14 protein-coding genes are annotated in these 13,181 nt (G+C 62.9%); 9 read left to right on the top strand and 5 right to left on the bottom strand.

Annotated elements, in window-relative coordinates; translation table 11 throughout:
* Window positions 1-59 precede the first annotated feature (59 nt).
* The gene (locus tag BXY53_RS08285) at window positions 60-563 is read left to right on the top strand and encodes a fasciclin domain-containing protein (RefSeq protein ID WP_119061361.1); all 504 of its coding nucleotides are present in this window, start codon (window positions 60-62) and stop codon (window positions 561-563) included.
* A 240-nt stretch (window positions 564-803) separates the two neighbouring features.
* A complete protein-coding gene (locus BXY53_RS08290) occupies window positions 804-1,304 on the top strand; it encodes a fasciclin domain-containing protein (protein WP_119061362.1) in 501 nt (166 codons plus the stop codon).
* A 54-nt stretch (window positions 1,305-1,358) separates the two neighbouring features.
* Here the strand turns inward: BXY53_RS08290 and argC are convergent, their stop codons facing one another.
* A complete protein-coding gene (gene argC / locus BXY53_RS08295; RefSeq protein WP_119061363.1) occupies window positions 1,359-2,399 on the bottom strand; it encodes an N-acetyl-gamma-glutamyl-phosphate reductase in 1,041 nt (346 codons plus the stop codon).
* Window positions 2,400-2,451: 52 nt separating this feature from the next.
* A complete protein-coding gene (locus BXY53_RS08300; RefSeq protein ID WP_245410391.1) occupies window positions 2,452-2,958 on the bottom strand; it encodes a DUF992 domain-containing protein in 507 nt (168 codons plus the stop codon).
* Window positions 2,959-3,238: 280 nt separating this feature from the next.
* Here BXY53_RS08300 and BXY53_RS08305 point away from each other — a divergent pair, with 280 nt between their 5' ends.
* Window positions 3,239-4,171 carry a sulfite exporter TauE/SafE family protein gene (locus tag BXY53_RS08305; RefSeq protein WP_119061364.1) on the top strand — a complete coding sequence of 311 codons (933 nt, stop codon included), beginning with the start codon at window positions 3,239-3,241 and terminating at the stop codon, window positions 4,169-4,171.
* Window positions 4,171-4,962: a TIGR02186 family protein gene (locus tag BXY53_RS08310; RefSeq protein WP_119061365.1), complete on the top strand. Its 792-nt coding sequence runs from the start codon at window positions 4,171-4,173 to the stop codon at window positions 4,960-4,962. The genes BXY53_RS08305 and BXY53_RS08310 overlap by 1 nt, the downstream gene beginning before the upstream one ends.
* Window positions 4,963-4,979: 17 nt before the next feature.
* Here the strand turns inward: BXY53_RS08310 and BXY53_RS08315 are convergent, their stop codons facing one another.
* On the bottom strand, window positions 4,980-5,207 hold the full coding sequence (locus tag BXY53_RS08315; protein WP_119061366.1) for a sulfurtransferase TusA family protein: 228 nt from the start codon (window positions 5,205-5,207) through the stop codon (window positions 4,980-4,982).
* Between the two features lie 260 nt (window positions 5,208-5,467).
* Here BXY53_RS08315 and BXY53_RS08320 point away from each other — a divergent pair, with 260 nt between their 5' ends.
* Genes BXY53_RS08320 through BXY53_RS08330 form a run of 3 tightly spaced genes read left to right on the top strand, consistent with a single transcriptional unit; the run spans window position 5,468 to window position 10,042 of the window.
* Window positions 5,468-8,317, top strand: a complete 2,850-nt coding sequence (locus tag BXY53_RS08320) for a molybdopterin oxidoreductase family protein (protein WP_119061367.1) — start codon at window positions 5,468-5,470, stop codon at window positions 8,315-8,317.
* A 9-nt stretch (window positions 8,318-8,326) separates the two neighbouring features.
* Window positions 8,327-9,085, top strand: coding sequence for a 4Fe-4S dicluster domain-containing protein (locus BXY53_RS08325; protein WP_119061368.1), 759 nt, complete (start codon window positions 8,327-8,329; stop codon window positions 9,083-9,085).
* 12 nt (window positions 9,086-9,097) lie between these two features.
* A complete protein-coding gene (locus tag BXY53_RS08330) occupies window positions 9,098-10,042 on the top strand; it encodes a dimethyl sulfoxide reductase anchor subunit family protein (protein ID WP_119061369.1) in 945 nt (314 codons plus the stop codon).
* A 1-nt stretch (window position 10,043) separates the two neighbouring features.
* On the opposite strand, the gene BXY53_RS08335 is transcribed toward BXY53_RS08330, so the two are convergent.
* Together BXY53_RS08335 and BXY53_RS08340 are read right to left on the bottom strand one after the other, a co-directional pair.
* Window positions 10,044-10,460 carry a DUF192 domain-containing protein gene (locus BXY53_RS08335; protein ID WP_245410392.1) on the bottom strand — a complete coding sequence of 139 codons (417 nt, stop codon included), beginning with the start codon at window positions 10,458-10,460 and terminating at the stop codon, window positions 10,044-10,046.
* A 64-nt stretch (window positions 10,461-10,524) separates the two neighbouring features.
* Window positions 10,525-11,043 carry a cold-shock protein gene (locus BXY53_RS08340; RefSeq protein WP_245410393.1) on the bottom strand — a complete coding sequence of 173 codons (519 nt, stop codon included), beginning with the start codon at window positions 11,041-11,043 and terminating at the stop codon, window positions 10,525-10,527.
* Between the two features lie 556 nt (window positions 11,044-11,599).
* Here BXY53_RS08340 and BXY53_RS08345 point away from each other — a divergent pair.
* Window positions 11,600-12,019, top strand: a complete 420-nt coding sequence (locus BXY53_RS08345; RefSeq protein ID WP_119061372.1) for a VOC family protein — start codon at window positions 11,600-11,602, stop codon at window positions 12,017-12,019.
* Window positions 12,020-12,023: 4 nt separating this feature from the next.
* On the top strand, window positions 12,024-13,157 hold the full coding sequence (locus tag BXY53_RS08350) for a cytochrome b/b6 domain-containing protein (RefSeq protein ID WP_119061373.1): 1,134 nt from the start codon (window positions 12,024-12,026) through the stop codon (window positions 13,155-13,157).
* Window positions 13,158-13,181: the final 24 nt, after the last annotated feature.

Consider the following 13,181-nt stretch of genomic DNA (forward strand, 5'->3'; position numbering starts at 1 on the left):
GGAGGCGGAACTGTGGCGATGGCGAATTTGTTGACTCATCTCTGGAAAAGGAGGAGTAAATGTTGATTCTACGCAGCCTCGCGCTTGCCATGGCACTGGTTTTCGTAGCCTCCCCGGCCGCTTTCGCTGGCGGTTCGATGGCCAAAAAGGACATCGTCGACACCGCCAAGGCCGTCGGAGAGTTCAAGACACTCGTGACAGCCCTGGATGCCGCCGGCCTGGTCGAGACCTTGAAGGGCGAAGGCCCGTTCACCGTGTTCGCCCCGACCGATGATGCCTTCGCCAAGCTTCCGGATGGCACGGTCGAGAACCTGCTGAAGCCGGAAAACAAGGATCAGCTCGTCTCGATCCTCACTTATCACGTCGTTCCCGGCAAGGTGATGGCCGGCGATGTGCAGGGCAAGCAGCTTGAGGTCGAGACGGTCGAAGGCAGTAAGCTGACCGTTGATGGCACTGACGGCGTGACCGTCGACGGCGCGACCGTGACCATGCCGGACGTGGCCGCGTCCAACGGCGTGATCCATGTCATCGACGAGGTCGTGATGCCGGGCTCCACGAGCTAAGCGGCAGACCGACCCGAACGGAGAAGGCGGCGCCCTTGCGCGCCGCCTTTTTTCTTGACACCCCGGCAAGCAGTCGTCGCGTTTTCAGACACTCCGGCACACATCCTTAATCTGCAAATACACTTCCTTTACAATACGACCATCAACACCCTGCGCCGACATGAACCTTGGCGACAGTACTTCGTTGTATTGGTAATATCACATAGTGACGAATTTTTTCGATCTAAGGAGGAACAATTCATGTCGGTTCTACGCAGTATCGCATTCGCAACGATCATCGCTTTCGTCATGGCGCCAGCCGCACATGCCGGCAGCATGGCGAAGAAAGACATTGTCGACACCGCCAAGGAGGCGGGCAGCTTCACAACGCTGGTCAAGGCGCTTGATGCGGCTGGACTTGTCGAGACGCTGAAGGGCGAAGGCCCGTTCACCGTGTTCGCGCCGACCGACGACGCCTTCGGCAAGCTCCCAGAGGGCGCTGTCGAGGACCTGCTGAAGCCCGAGAACAAGGACAAGCTGACTGCTATCCTCACCTATCATGTGGTGCCGGGCAAAGTGATGTCCGGGGACATCAAGGGTAAGGAAATGCAGGCGGAAAGTGTTGAAGGCACCCAGTTGAGCATCGACGCCACCGACGATGTGATGGTGGGCGACGCCAAGGTGACGAAGGCGGATATCGAAGCCTCGAACGGCGTGATTCACGTCATCGATACGGTTCTGATGCCCGAAGGCACCACCTGAGCCATCTCTGTCCCTGCAGCCAACGGAAAGGCGGCGCCAGGCGCGCCGCCTTTCTCATGGGAAGAGCGGCTGCTGCTCCAGCCCGGTCGTCTCGGGCAGACCGAACATCAGGTTGAAGTTCTGCAGCGCCTGGCCGGCGGAGCCTTTCACGAGGTTGTCCAACGCGCCTATAACGACGGCACGGCCCGGCAGCCGGTCGGGAAAGACATTGACGATGAAGTGGTTCGATCCGCGCACATGCTGCGTGGCGGGGACGCGCCCCTCGGGCAGCAGGTGCGCGAAGGCCGCGTCGTGATAGCGCGAGTCGAGGCTGGCGCGCAGATCCCCGACGGTTACGCCTTCCGCCAAGCGCACATGACACGTCACCAGCTCGCCGCGACTCATCGGCACCAGGTGCGGCGTAAAGCTCGCCACGATATCGCGGCCTGCCGCGCGGCTGATCTCCTGGTCGATCTCAGGGCCGTGGCGATGCGCGCCAATCGCGTAGGGCGACAGCCCCTCCCCCGCCTCAGCGAACAGCGTGTTCTGCTTGAGAGCCCGGCCCGCCCCGGAGATACCGGACTTGGCATCAATGATGATATCGTCCGCCACGATCAGCCCCGCGCTCAGCAGAGGCAGCAACGCCAACAGCACGGCGGTCGGATAGCAGCCCGGACAAGCCACCAGGCGCGCCTCGGCGATCTCGGGACCATAAAATTCCGTCAGGCCGTAAACCGCTTCGGCCAGCAGATCCTGAGCCTCATGGGCCCGTCCGTACCATTGTTCGTACACGGAGGCATCACGCAGCCGGAAGTCCGCCGACATGTCGATGACCCGCAGATCCTCCGGCAGCGACTTGATGATGTCCTGCGCCGCGCCGTGCGGCAGGCCGCTGAATACCGCATCGCAACCGCGCCAGTCCGTCTCCTCCGCGCGGGTGAGTGTCGGCGCCTCGACGCGGCCGAGATGCGGGAACACCTCCGCCAGCGTCTGCCCGGCATGCGCCCCGGCCGCAAGCGGGCCGATCTCGATATTCGGATGCGCCGCGGCCAGGCGAATGAGGTCGGCGCCCGTGTAGCCCGACGCGCCGATGACACCGATCCGCAATTTGGTCATGACCCCATCCGTTCCATTTGGTCGCCGCCCGGGTGCGATTTAATGACGCAGCTTAGGGCGCCGAACGCAGCCGCAAGCGGGCTACCGTGAGGGCGAGATTCACGCCCGATTGTCCCTGAAGGCTCACCGGCTGCAGCGAAATCGTGTCGTTGGAGCCACCGACGAGCACCTTGGCCCCGCCGCCAAGACCGAACGAGGCATCGGCCGCTACGCCGCTGTAGGTGCCGGCGAGCGCGTAATCCGGCATCCCGCGGCTCGGCGCGAACACCGCCCAGCCCATCACGGTTTCCCCTGTCACGCCAAGGTCCAGCCCGAAACGCTCAATCTCGCCTTCATAATACTCCGGCGGGCCGCCGCGCACCGACTCGAATTTGCAGCTCAGACTGCGCGTCGAGCCGAACACGAAGCTCGCTCCACCATCGATCCGGCAGGTGAGCGAGCCGACTTCCACCCGCTTGTCACCCGCTTCGGCAGCCGCCGGTGCGAGTATCAGAGCGGCGAGCATCGCCGCAAGCATCTGTCGCATCACCATCGTCCATCCCTCCTGATATTTGGTCATTCGGCAGTCAACGCGGCCGGTCTTGTCTCAGTTCCCGGCCCCGTCGCTATGCCCCGAGCGTGGCAAAAATCGGCCGCCCCACCCAGACCGCTCACGATGGCCGCTGCGGAGCCCGGTCAGGGCGCGATGAACATTTTTTCATTTTTTCAAGTTGCGTTGCGAGATCACACGCCTAATACCTAGGCACACGAGGCGCCACGGGGGCAGGAGGCAGCCCGTAACTTCCTGCTGGCGCTGTCCACATCAATCCGAGAACGCTTACACCGCACCACAGCACGATATGTTTCAAATCTACCTGCCGATCGCCGAACTGTCAGTGAACATGCTGACCATCATCGGGATGGGCGCGGCTGTGGGCTTTCTCTCGGGCATGTTCGGCGTCGGCGGCGGCTTCCTCATGACCCCGCTGCTGATCTTCTCCGGCGTGCCCGCCGCGGTCGCCGTGGCCACGGAAGCCAATCAGATCGTCGCTTCATCCGTCTCGGGCGCGCTCGCACAGTGGCGCCGCAATAATGTCGACCTGAAGATGGGCACAGTGCTGCTGATCGGCGGTGGCATCGGTACCGCTTTCGGCGTGCAGGTCGTCAAGATTCTGCGCGAGACTGGCCAGATCGAACTGATCATCGCGCTTCTCTACGTCGTGTTTCTCGGCGCTGTGGGCATCCTGATGCTCATCGAAAGCCTGAACGCGCTGCGCAAGGCGCGCACCGGAAAAAGCGGCCCACGCCGGCGTCCGGGCCAGCACGGCTGGATCCACGGCCTCCCCTTCAAGATGCGCTTCCAGCGGTCAAAGCTTTACATCAGCGCGATTCCGCCGCTCATGCTCGGCACGCTGGTGGGCCTGCTCGCCTCGATCATGGGCGTTGGCGGCGGCTTCATCATGGTCCCGGCGATGATTTATCTGCTGCGGATGCCGACCAACGTCGTGATTGGCACCTCACTGTTTCAGATCATTTTCGTCACCGCCTTTGCGACTATCCTCCACGCCACGACCAACCAGACGGTCGATGTGGTGCTGGCCATGCTGTTGATGATCGGCGGCGTCATCGGCGCGCAATTCGGTGTGGTCGCCGGGCAGAAGCTGCGCGGCGATCAGCTCCGGGCGCTTCTGGCCTTGCTGGTGCTTGGCGTCGCAGCGCGGCTGTTCTTTTCTCTCGTGCTGGAACCGGCAGAGCTTTACTCGATCGGACCGGTCATCGGAGAGGGACACTGATGGCACGTATCGTCCTGATCACCCTCGCTGCCCTGATGGCGCTCGTCACCGCGGCGACGGCGCAGCCCGGCGGTTTCCGCGAACGCATCGAGGCGGACGTCTCGTCACGCCAGATCGGCATCGAGTCGGATTTCGCCGGCATTCAGGTCGTTGTCTTCGGCGCGGTCGATCACAGTCAGCAGCGCTCCGCCGAGGAGAATCTCTACGACGTCGCAGTGGTCATCCGCGGGCCGGACGAGCCCACCGTGGTGCGCCAGAAGGACCGCGTTGTGGGCCTGTGGGTCAATCAGGCCGCAAAGATCTTTGGAGAGGTGCCGCAGTATTACGCCGTGCTGTCCACCCGCCCGCTCAACGAGATCGCGCCAGCCGACTTGCTGGATAAGCACCGGATCGGCTTCGAGAATCTACGCTTCACCCTGGTTGAAGGCGCCGAGGCGCCGACAGCTGCAGAAGAGGAAGCGTTCCGCAAGGCGCTAATCCGTATCAAGGAGGATCAGAACCTCTACCAGGAGCGGGATTTCGCCGTGGCCTTCATCAGCCGCAGCCTTTTCCGCGCGACCGTCTCGCTGCCGGCTAATGTACCCGTGGGCGTGTATGATGTAGAGATTTTCCTGTTCCGCAACGGCGAATTGCTCGACACGCATGAGACCGAACTGCGCATCGAGAAGCAGGGGCTTGAGCGGTTCATCTTCAACCTGGCCTACCAGAATTCGCTGATCTACGGCATCGCAGGCGTGATCATTGCCATCATCGCTGGCCTGGCCGCCTCGGCGGCGTTCCGCAAGAGCTAGGCGATGCACCCGCGCCGTCAGCCACTGTGGCGGATGAGGAAACGGAACACGCCGTCCTCCTCGCTCGACTCGACAAGCGCATGGCCGCTCACGCGACAGAAGGTCTCGAAATCCTCCACCGCGCCGGGGTCCGTGGCAATTACCTCGAGCGTGCCGCCAGCAGGCACGCGCTTGATCGCCTTCTTCGCCTTGAGGATCGGCAGGGGACAGGTCAGCCCCGTCGTGTCGAGATGCACATCAGCCATGTGGCTGCGCCCCAGTGGTTACCTCTTGCTGTTTTCGCGTGACGCCAGCGGCCTCCATCCTACGCAAAAGGCGCGGCAAATCCAGCCATCGAGGCGGTCGCATACAGAGTCCGCCTTCACCTCGCGCAGGTTTGCCATCTGCGGTCAGAATATGGCAGTATTAATGAAACCTGTTTCATTCTCACGCAGACACACCAAACCGGCGCAGTCGTTCCGACCGTCAGACCTGCCACGCCGACATCACGGAAAGTCCATCGCCCATGGGTGAACCTATCGTTCCGACCTCGTTCAAAGTCGCCGACGAGATCAAGACCTCGACTTGTTACATGTGCGCCTGCCGCTGCGGGATCAAAGTGTATTTGCAGGACGGCACTGTCCGGTACATCGAGGGTAATCGCGACCATCCCGTCAACAAGGGCGTGCTGTGCGGCAAGGGCTCGGCCGGCATCATGCAGCACTATTCGCCCGCGCGGCTTCGGGCGCCCCTGCTGCGCGTCGGCGAGCGCGGCTCCGGCGAATTCAAGGAAATCTCCTGGGACGAGGCGCTGGAGCTGGCCGCGAAGTGGATGGCCGAGACCCGCGCGAGCAATCCGGAACGTTTCGCGCTGTTCACGGGACGCGACCAGAGCCAGGCGCTCACCGGCTGGTTCGCCCAGCAATACGGCACGCCGAATTTCGCCGCGCATGGCGGCTTCTGCTCGGTCAACATGGCCGCGGCCGGATTGTACACCTTTGGGGGCTCTTTCTGGGAGTTCGGCGAGCCGGACTGGGAACATACAAAGTACTTCATGATGTTCGGCGTCGCGGAGGACCATGCCTCCAACCCGCTCAAGATCGCGCTCGGCAACATGAAGAAGCGCGGCGGCAAGTTCGTCTCCATCAACCCGGTGCGGACGGGCTATTCGGCCATCGCGGACGAGTGGGTCGGCATCAAGCCGGGGACGGACGGGCTTTTCGTCGCCGCGCTGATCCATGAGCTGCTACAGGCCGACAAGTTCGATGCGGATTATCTCGTGCGCTACACAAACGCGCCGTGGCTGGTCATTCAGGACCCCGGCGCGCCAGATGATGGCCTGTTTGCGCGCGATGAGGACGGCAACCCGCTGGCGTGGGACCACCATTCGGGCGCGCTGGTCAACGCCAACCTGCCGGATATCGCGCCCGCGCTCGCCGGTGAGCGCGAATTGCCCGACGGGCGCAAGGCCGTGCCGTCCTTCCAGCTTCTCGCCGCGCGCTTTCTGGATGATGCGTATTCGCCCGAAGCCGTCGCCGAGAAAACGCAGGTGCCCGCCGACACCATACGCAGGATCGCGGCGGAGCTCGCCGAGGTCGCCTTCGAGCAGGAGGTCGTCCTCGATATCCCGTGGACCGACTGGGCCGGCCGCCGCCATGAGAAAATGATCGGCCGGCCAATCTCCATGCACGCGATGCGCGGGATTTCGGCGCACTCCAACGGCTTCCACACCTGCCGCATCATCCACATGCTGCAAATCCTGTTGGGCTCCATCGATTGTCCAGGCGGCTTCCGCTACAAGGCGCCCTACCCGAAGCCCGTGCCCCCGCCCATCAAGCCGGCCGGAGTCGAAGGGCCGGAGACGCCTCTTGGCGGCCCGCCGCTCGGCTTCCCCACCGGACCGGAAGACCTGCTCGTCGATGAGGACGGTACACCGCAGCGCATCGACAAGGCCTATTCCTGGGACGCGCCGCTCGCCGCGCACGGCCTGATGCACATGGTCATCACCAACTCGGCCACCGGCGACCCGTACCCGCTCGACACGCTGTTCCTCTACATGGCCAACATGGCCTGGAACTCGTCGATGAACGTGCCGGCGGTGCTGCAGTATCTCAGCGAGAAGAAGCCCGACGGTGCCTATGCGATCCCGCGCATCATCTATTCGGACGCCTACTATTCGGAGATGGTGCCGTATGCGGACCTGATCCTGCCCGACACGACCTATCTGGAGCGATGGGATTGTATCTCACTGCTGGACCGGCCGATTTCCGAAGCCGACGGCCCTGCTGATGCCATCCGTCAACCCGTCGTCCAGCCGGACCGCGATGTCCGCCCCTTTCAGGATGTGCTGCTCGATCTGGGCGCGCGGCTCGGCTTGCCGGGCTTCACCGACGAGAACGGCGCTGCAAAATACCCGGGTGGCTATTCCGACTACATCGTCAATCACGAGCGCATGCCCGGCATCGGTCCGCTGGCCGGTTGGCGGGGCGAAAACGGCGACAAGTTCGGACGCGGCGAGCCGAACCCGAAGCAGCTTGAAAAGTATATCGAGAACGGCTGCTTCCACGTTTACCACCTCGCGGAAAGCCAGAAATATTTCAAGCACGCCAACAGGGACTATCTGGACTGGGCCGTCGAAGTCGGCTTCATGGGCGCAGCCAAGCCCATCGTGTTCCAGCTTTATTCCGAGCCGATGCAGAAGTTTCGGCTCGCAGGGCAAGGCCACGGCGAGATTGTGCCGCCGGAGCATCATCGCGCGCGGATCGCCCGGTATTTCGATCCCCTTCCCTTCTGGTATCCGCCATTCGAGGGCGAGCTCATTGCCGAAGACGAGTACCCGCTGCACGCGATCACCCAGCGCCCCATGATCATGTATCACTCCTGGGGTGGGCAGAACGCCTGGCTGCGGCAGATCCAGACGCATAACCGCTTGTTCATCCATCACGAGAAAGCCCGGAAAATCGGGGTTCAGGACGACGACTGGGTCTGGATCATTGGGCATCTCGGTCGGGTGAAGGCGCAGGTGAAGCTGATGGATGGCGTCAACCCGGACACGGTCTGGACCTGGAACGCCATCGGCAAACGCCGCGGCGCCTGGAACCTCGATAACGACGCGCCGGAGAACACGCGCGGTTTCCTGCTGAACCACCTGATCGGCGAACTGCTGCCCGAGGGGGCGGGCGGCTATCGCTACTCGAATGCGGACCCGGTCACCGGTCAGGCCGCATGGTACGACCTGCGCGTGCGCATCGAAAAAGCGCCCGCTGAGGCCAGCGAAACCGAGCCGTTTTTCGAGCCCCTCTATGATGGGGAGCTGCCAAAAGCACCGGAGTCGCTTCACTTCGGCGAGGAATTCCGCCCAAGGAACGGAGTCTAGGGAGACGGCATGACATCGCTACCGAAGGAAACCACCGGCAAAAAGCTTGGCCTGGTGATAGACCTCGATATCTGCGTCGGCTGCCATGCCTGCGCAACCAGTTGCAAGGAGTGGAACACCACCGGCTATTCGGCGCCGCTGACCGATCAGGACCCCTATGGCAGCGATCCGCACGGCGCCTGGCTCAACCGCATCCACACCTACGAGGCGGGCCTCGGCGCCAACAGCATGACGGTGCATTTTCCGCGCTCCTGCCTGCACTGCGAGGAGCCGGACTGCGTGACCGTCTGCCCGACCGGCGCGTCCTACAAGCGCGCGGAAGACGGCATCGTGCTGGTCAACCCGGACACCTGCATTGGCTGCAAGCTGTGCTCCTGGGCCTGCCCGTATGGCGCGCGCGAATATGACTATGACGACGGCGTGATGAAGAAATGCACGCTGTGTGTCGACCGCATCTACAACGAGAACCTTGAGGAAGAGGATCGCGTCCCGGCCTGCGTCCGCGCCTGCCCGACCGGGGCGCGCGCCTTCGGCGATCTCGGCGACCCGAACAGCGAAGTTTCCCGCAACGTGGCCGAGCGCGGCGGTTTCGATCTGCTGCCCGAGTTCGGCTACAAACCGGTCAACAAGTATCTGCCGCCGCGCGAGCGCAAGGACACGCCACTGGAACCCGAACTGACGTCATTGGCCGAGATGGCCAAGGCACCAAAGCCCGGTTCGACGGCGGACAAGCTCTTCGCCTGGGCCGACCGCATCCTCTCACGATAGGTGTGCCGAACAATGCATCCCGCTTATTCCGTCATCGCCTTTACGACGATGTCCGGCGCCGGTTACGGCCTGCTCGCGCTGTTGGGCATTTCCGGCGCGGCCGGGCTCCTGCCGGCCGAGCGCTGGTTCGGTCTGGTGGCCTTCGCCGTGGCGCTTGGTCTTGTCACGGCGGGCCTCCTCGCCTCGACCTTCCATCTCGGGCACCCGGAACGCGCCTGGCGCGCCTTTACGCAGTGGCGGAGTTCCTGGTTGTCGCGCGAGGGAGTCGCAGCGGTCGTGACTTATGTGCCCGCCGGCCTCTACGCGATCGGCTGGGTCTTCCTCGAACAGAACTCCGGGTTGTGGGCCGTTGCAGGCTGGCTCACGGCGATCTGCGCGGCCATCACGGTCTACTGCACGGCGATGATCTACGCGTCGCTGCGCACCATCCCCCGCTGGCATAATCGCTGGGTGCCGCCGGTTTACCTGGCGCTCGGGCTGGCGACCGGCGCCGTTCTGCTTGCGCTCATCGCGCAGGTTTTCGGGCTGTTCGCGCCGTGGATGGCCTGGCTGACCGTTGCCGCCTTCGCGCTGGGCATCGTGCTGAAGCTCGCCTATTGGGGCAGCGCCGACAATGCGCCCCGTCAATATACGGCCGAGCAGGCAACGGGGCTCGGTGGCATCGGCAAGGTGCGCCAGCTTGAAGCGCCGCACACCCAGGCAAATTTCGTCCAGCGCGAAATGGGCTATCAGGTCGCGCGCAAGCATGCCGACCGGCTACGGCGGATCGTGCTGGTCGCTTTCGCCGCCCCCGCGCTTCTGCTCGCGCTGGCTGCGGTAGCGCCCACCGCGATCGGTATCCTGCTAAGCCTGCTCGCAGCCGCCGCCGCGACGATTGGGGTGGCGGTCGAACGCTGGCTGTTCTTCGCCGAAGCCGAGCACATCGTGACTCTCTATTACGGGGCGGCCGCCATTTGAGCTAGTTGGCGCTCACGGACGGATGCTCCAGCCGGTCGCCGCGCTTCAGCCTCAGGCGTTGCGCGGTGCCGGCGGCCACTTCCAGTACAACCTTTGCCGGACCGCCGGCCTCGATAATGTCCGTTGAGAAAGGTTCCGTGTCGCGGGCAATGCGGATGATGGTCCCGCTCGCGTCGGCGAAGATCATGTCGAGCGAGATGTAGGTGTTCTTCATCCACATCGTGATGTTCTGGGGCTCGTCGTAGATGAACAACATTCCCGCGTCATCATCGAGACTGCGCCGGAACATCAACCCCGTTGCCCGCGTGCCTGGGGTATCGGCGATTTCCGCGTTGATGGTGTGCCGCCCTGTCTCGGTGACGAGAACAACCGGCTCCACCCGCAGCTTTGCTGCGTTTACGCCTGAAACGGCGATCATCAACACGCCTAGCAAGACGGCGAGCGCGGCAAACTTAGGTCTGCCGTCGCTCACGCGCCGCCGCTCAGTGCGAGGAGGAGAGGATCGACGGCTTGCCGTCGGGGCGAAGTTCCGCCGCCATGAGACCTTTCTCGCCTCTGCCATAACGCACCTGGACGATCTGTAAAGGCCGCAGCTCCGCAAAGCCGAAACGACGCAGGGTTTCCATGTGGACAAAGATATCCTCGGTTCCCTCGCCGCGTGTCAAGAAACCGAAGCCCCGCTGCCGGTTGAACCATTTGACCATGGCCCGTTCCCAGTCGCTTTCCGGCTCGACCTTCACCCGCGTGCGCTGCGGCAATTGCGATGGATGGACCGCAGTACTCTCGTCCATGTCGATGACACGGATGGCCTGAAGTCCTTTTTCGCTGTTGGTGACCTCGCAGACAACGCGCGCCCCCTCATGCGCCGTCTGGAACCCGTCACGCCGCAACACCGTCACGTGCAGGAGCACATCCGGCAAGCCGTTGTCCGGCACAATGAAGCCGAACCCCTTGGACGCGTCGAACCATTTGATCTGTCCGGCGATGACCGCAACGTCCATGCCCCCGGACTTGGAAAGCGCAGTTAGAGTCGTGGAATGAGGAGGTTGTTTGTCCCCCATTAGTCAGTCCCCCGCTTACTTTATGGTCCGACGGCCGCCAGCGAGTTGCCCTCTTCGCCCGCGATCGCCGGAAACACTGTTTTAACTACGTATCAGCCGCGTGTCTTGCTAGCTATCGGAATTTAGCGCCGAGCGCCGGGTTTGTAACGCCATTTTCACCACCGTTATCTCCGGCAATTTGCCGGGCAACCCCAAGTGATTGACTTTCCACCAAGTTTTCGGACGGGCAACAGGTGGAAAACGCCCACCGGCACCGCGACACACGCTTAGGTTGCATAAATGTTAACGGGCGTCCAGCGCAAAAATGCAACAAATACGGGAATTTCCACGAATCAGCCACCTGAAGGCCATGCCAATACGCCATTCACGCTTTCGCCAGCGTCGAAACGACCGCTTGCACCGCACCGGCCACAGGATTAACTCGGAGGAAGTCTGGATTCGCCCACGCGGCGGGTGACCGATTCGCCGCCTGCGGGAACAATGCAGGAGGAGGCTGATGAAGTATCTTCACACCATGGTTCGTATCAGCGACATCGACGAATCGCTTGATTTTTACTGCAACAAGCTGGGGCTGCGCGAGTTGCGCCGACGGGACAGCGAAAAGGGCCGCTTCACGCTGATCTTCCTCGCGGCGCCCGGCGACGAGAACGCCCAGCTCGAACTGACCTATAACTGGGACCCGGAAGAATACGGCGAAGGCCGCAATTTCGGCCACCTCGCTTACCAGGTCGATAACATCTACCAGACGTGCCAGGAGCTGATGGACAAGGGCGTGACCATCAACCGGCCGCCGCGTGACGGCCGCATGGCATTCATCCGCTCGCCTGACAATATCTCCATCGAACTGCTGCAGAAGGGCGAGGCGCTGCCACCGCAGGAACCGTGGGCCTCCATGGAAAACACTGGCACCTGGTAACCCCATGGCCCGCAATGACTATTCCGGCTTCGCCAAGCTCCTGCACTGGCTGATTGCCCTCGTCATCGCCGGAATGGTGGGGCTGGGTGTCTACATGACGGACGTTCAGGGCGATTTCCAGTACAAGCTGTGGCTCTATCAGCTTCACAAATCATTCGGCGTCACGCTGTTCGCCCTGGTGCTCATCCGACTCGTCTGGCGCCAGATCTCCCCGCCCCCGGCAATGCCCGCCGATATGCCGGCCTGGGAGCGGCAGTCCGCGAAGGCTGCCCATGCGGCACTGTATGTTCTGATGCTGGCGATTCCCTTGAGCGGCTGGGCACGCGTCTCCGCTTCGCCGCTATCGGTTCCGACCGAGATATTCGGGCTGTTCACGTTGCCGCATATCCCGTGGCTGGCCAGCCTGCCGACAGAGACAAAAGAGGCCTGGGAGCCGGTCTTTCAGGGCACGCACGAGACGCTCGCCTGGACGCTGGTCGGGCTCGTATTGCTCCATGCGGCGGCGGCCCTGCGCCACGCATTCATTTTGAAGGATGATGTCATGCAGAGAATGTTGCCGCGCCGCGCTCGCCGGGTCGCGACAGGTATCCTGCTTGCTGGTCTGCTCGTGCCCCTGGGTGCGAATGAAGGGCACGCGGCGGAGTGGACGATTCTGCCCGAAAAAAGTGAGATCGGCTTTTCGGGCACCGCCGCGGGGACGACCATCAAGGGCGTGTTCGAGGACTTCACGGGCTCCGTGACGTTTGATCCGGCCGCGCCCGAACAGACCGAAGCGACGATCATCATCCAGCTCGACAGCGTGAAGACGGGCAACAGCGACGTCGACGGAACCCTGCCCGGCTCCGACTGGTTCAACACGAGCGAATATCCGCAGGCGACATTCACGGCCGACGGCGCGGAGAAGGCTCCGGGAGAAAACGCCTATCTCCTCAACGGAACGCTGGAGCTGAAGGGCAACAGCGGCGATGTTGCCGTGCCATTTACCGTCAGCATCTCGCAGGATACGGCATCGGCCCAGGGTGAGGTGACGATCAACCGGCTGGAATATGGGGTCGGGCCTGAGGGCCCGATTTCGGGGATCACCGTGACAGAAGAGGTAACGGTCAGTTTGGACCTGCAGGCGGAGAAAGCTCAATGACCGCCTACGCCCCGACCCAAGGAC

Origin of the sequence: Dichotomicrobium thermohalophilum (genome assembly GCF_003550175.1) — a bacterium.
Classification (GTDB): domain Bacteria; phylum Pseudomonadota; class Alphaproteobacteria; order Rhizobiales; family Rhodomicrobiaceae; genus Dichotomicrobium; species Dichotomicrobium thermohalophilum.

What these genes read in the sequence shown, in the direction of transcription:
- BXY53_RS08285 (WP_119061361.1), top strand. Translation starts at nt 60, where the DNA reads ATGTTGATTCTACGCAGCCTCGCGCTTGCCATGGCACTGGTTTTCGTA.
- BXY53_RS08290 (WP_119061362.1), top strand. Translation starts at nt 804, where the DNA reads ATGTCGGTTCTACGCAGTATCGCATTCGCAACGATCATCGCTTTCGTC.
- argC (WP_119061363.1), bottom strand. Translation starts at nt 2,399, where the DNA reads ATGACCAAATTGCGGATCGGTGTCATCGGCGCGTCGGGCTACACGGGC.
- BXY53_RS08300 (WP_245410391.1), bottom strand. Translation starts at nt 2,958, where the DNA reads ATGACCAAATATCAGGAGGGATGGACGATGGTGATGCGACAGATGCTT.
- BXY53_RS08305 (WP_119061364.1), top strand. Translation starts at nt 3,239, where the DNA reads ATGTTTCAAATCTACCTGCCGATCGCCGAACTGTCAGTGAACATGCTG.
- BXY53_RS08310 (WP_119061365.1), top strand. Translation starts at nt 4,171, where the DNA reads ATGGCACGTATCGTCCTGATCACCCTCGCTGCCCTGATGGCGCTCGTC.
- BXY53_RS08315 (WP_119061366.1), bottom strand. Translation starts at nt 5,207, where the DNA reads ATGGCTGATGTGCATCTCGACACGACGGGGCTGACCTGTCCCCTGCCG.
- BXY53_RS08320 (WP_119061367.1), top strand. Translation starts at nt 5,468, where the DNA reads ATGGGTGAACCTATCGTTCCGACCTCGTTCAAAGTCGCCGACGAGATC.
- BXY53_RS08325 (WP_119061368.1), top strand. Translation starts at nt 8,327, where the DNA reads ATGACATCGCTACCGAAGGAAACCACCGGCAAAAAGCTTGGCCTGGTG.
- BXY53_RS08330 (WP_119061369.1), top strand. Translation starts at nt 9,098, where the DNA reads ATGCATCCCGCTTATTCCGTCATCGCCTTTACGACGATGTCCGGCGCC.
- BXY53_RS08335 (WP_245410392.1), bottom strand. Translation starts at nt 10,460, where the DNA reads ATGATCGCCGTTTCAGGCGTAAACGCAGCAAAGCTGCGGGTGGAGCCG.
- BXY53_RS08340 (WP_245410393.1), bottom strand. Translation starts at nt 11,043, where the DNA reads ATGGACGTTGCGGTCATCGCCGGACAGATCAAATGGTTCGACGCGTCC.
- BXY53_RS08345 (WP_119061372.1), top strand. Translation starts at nt 11,600, where the DNA reads ATGAAGTATCTTCACACCATGGTTCGTATCAGCGACATCGACGAATCG.
- BXY53_RS08350 (WP_119061373.1), top strand. Translation starts at nt 12,024, where the DNA reads ATGGCCCGCAATGACTATTCCGGCTTCGCCAAGCTCCTGCACTGGCTG.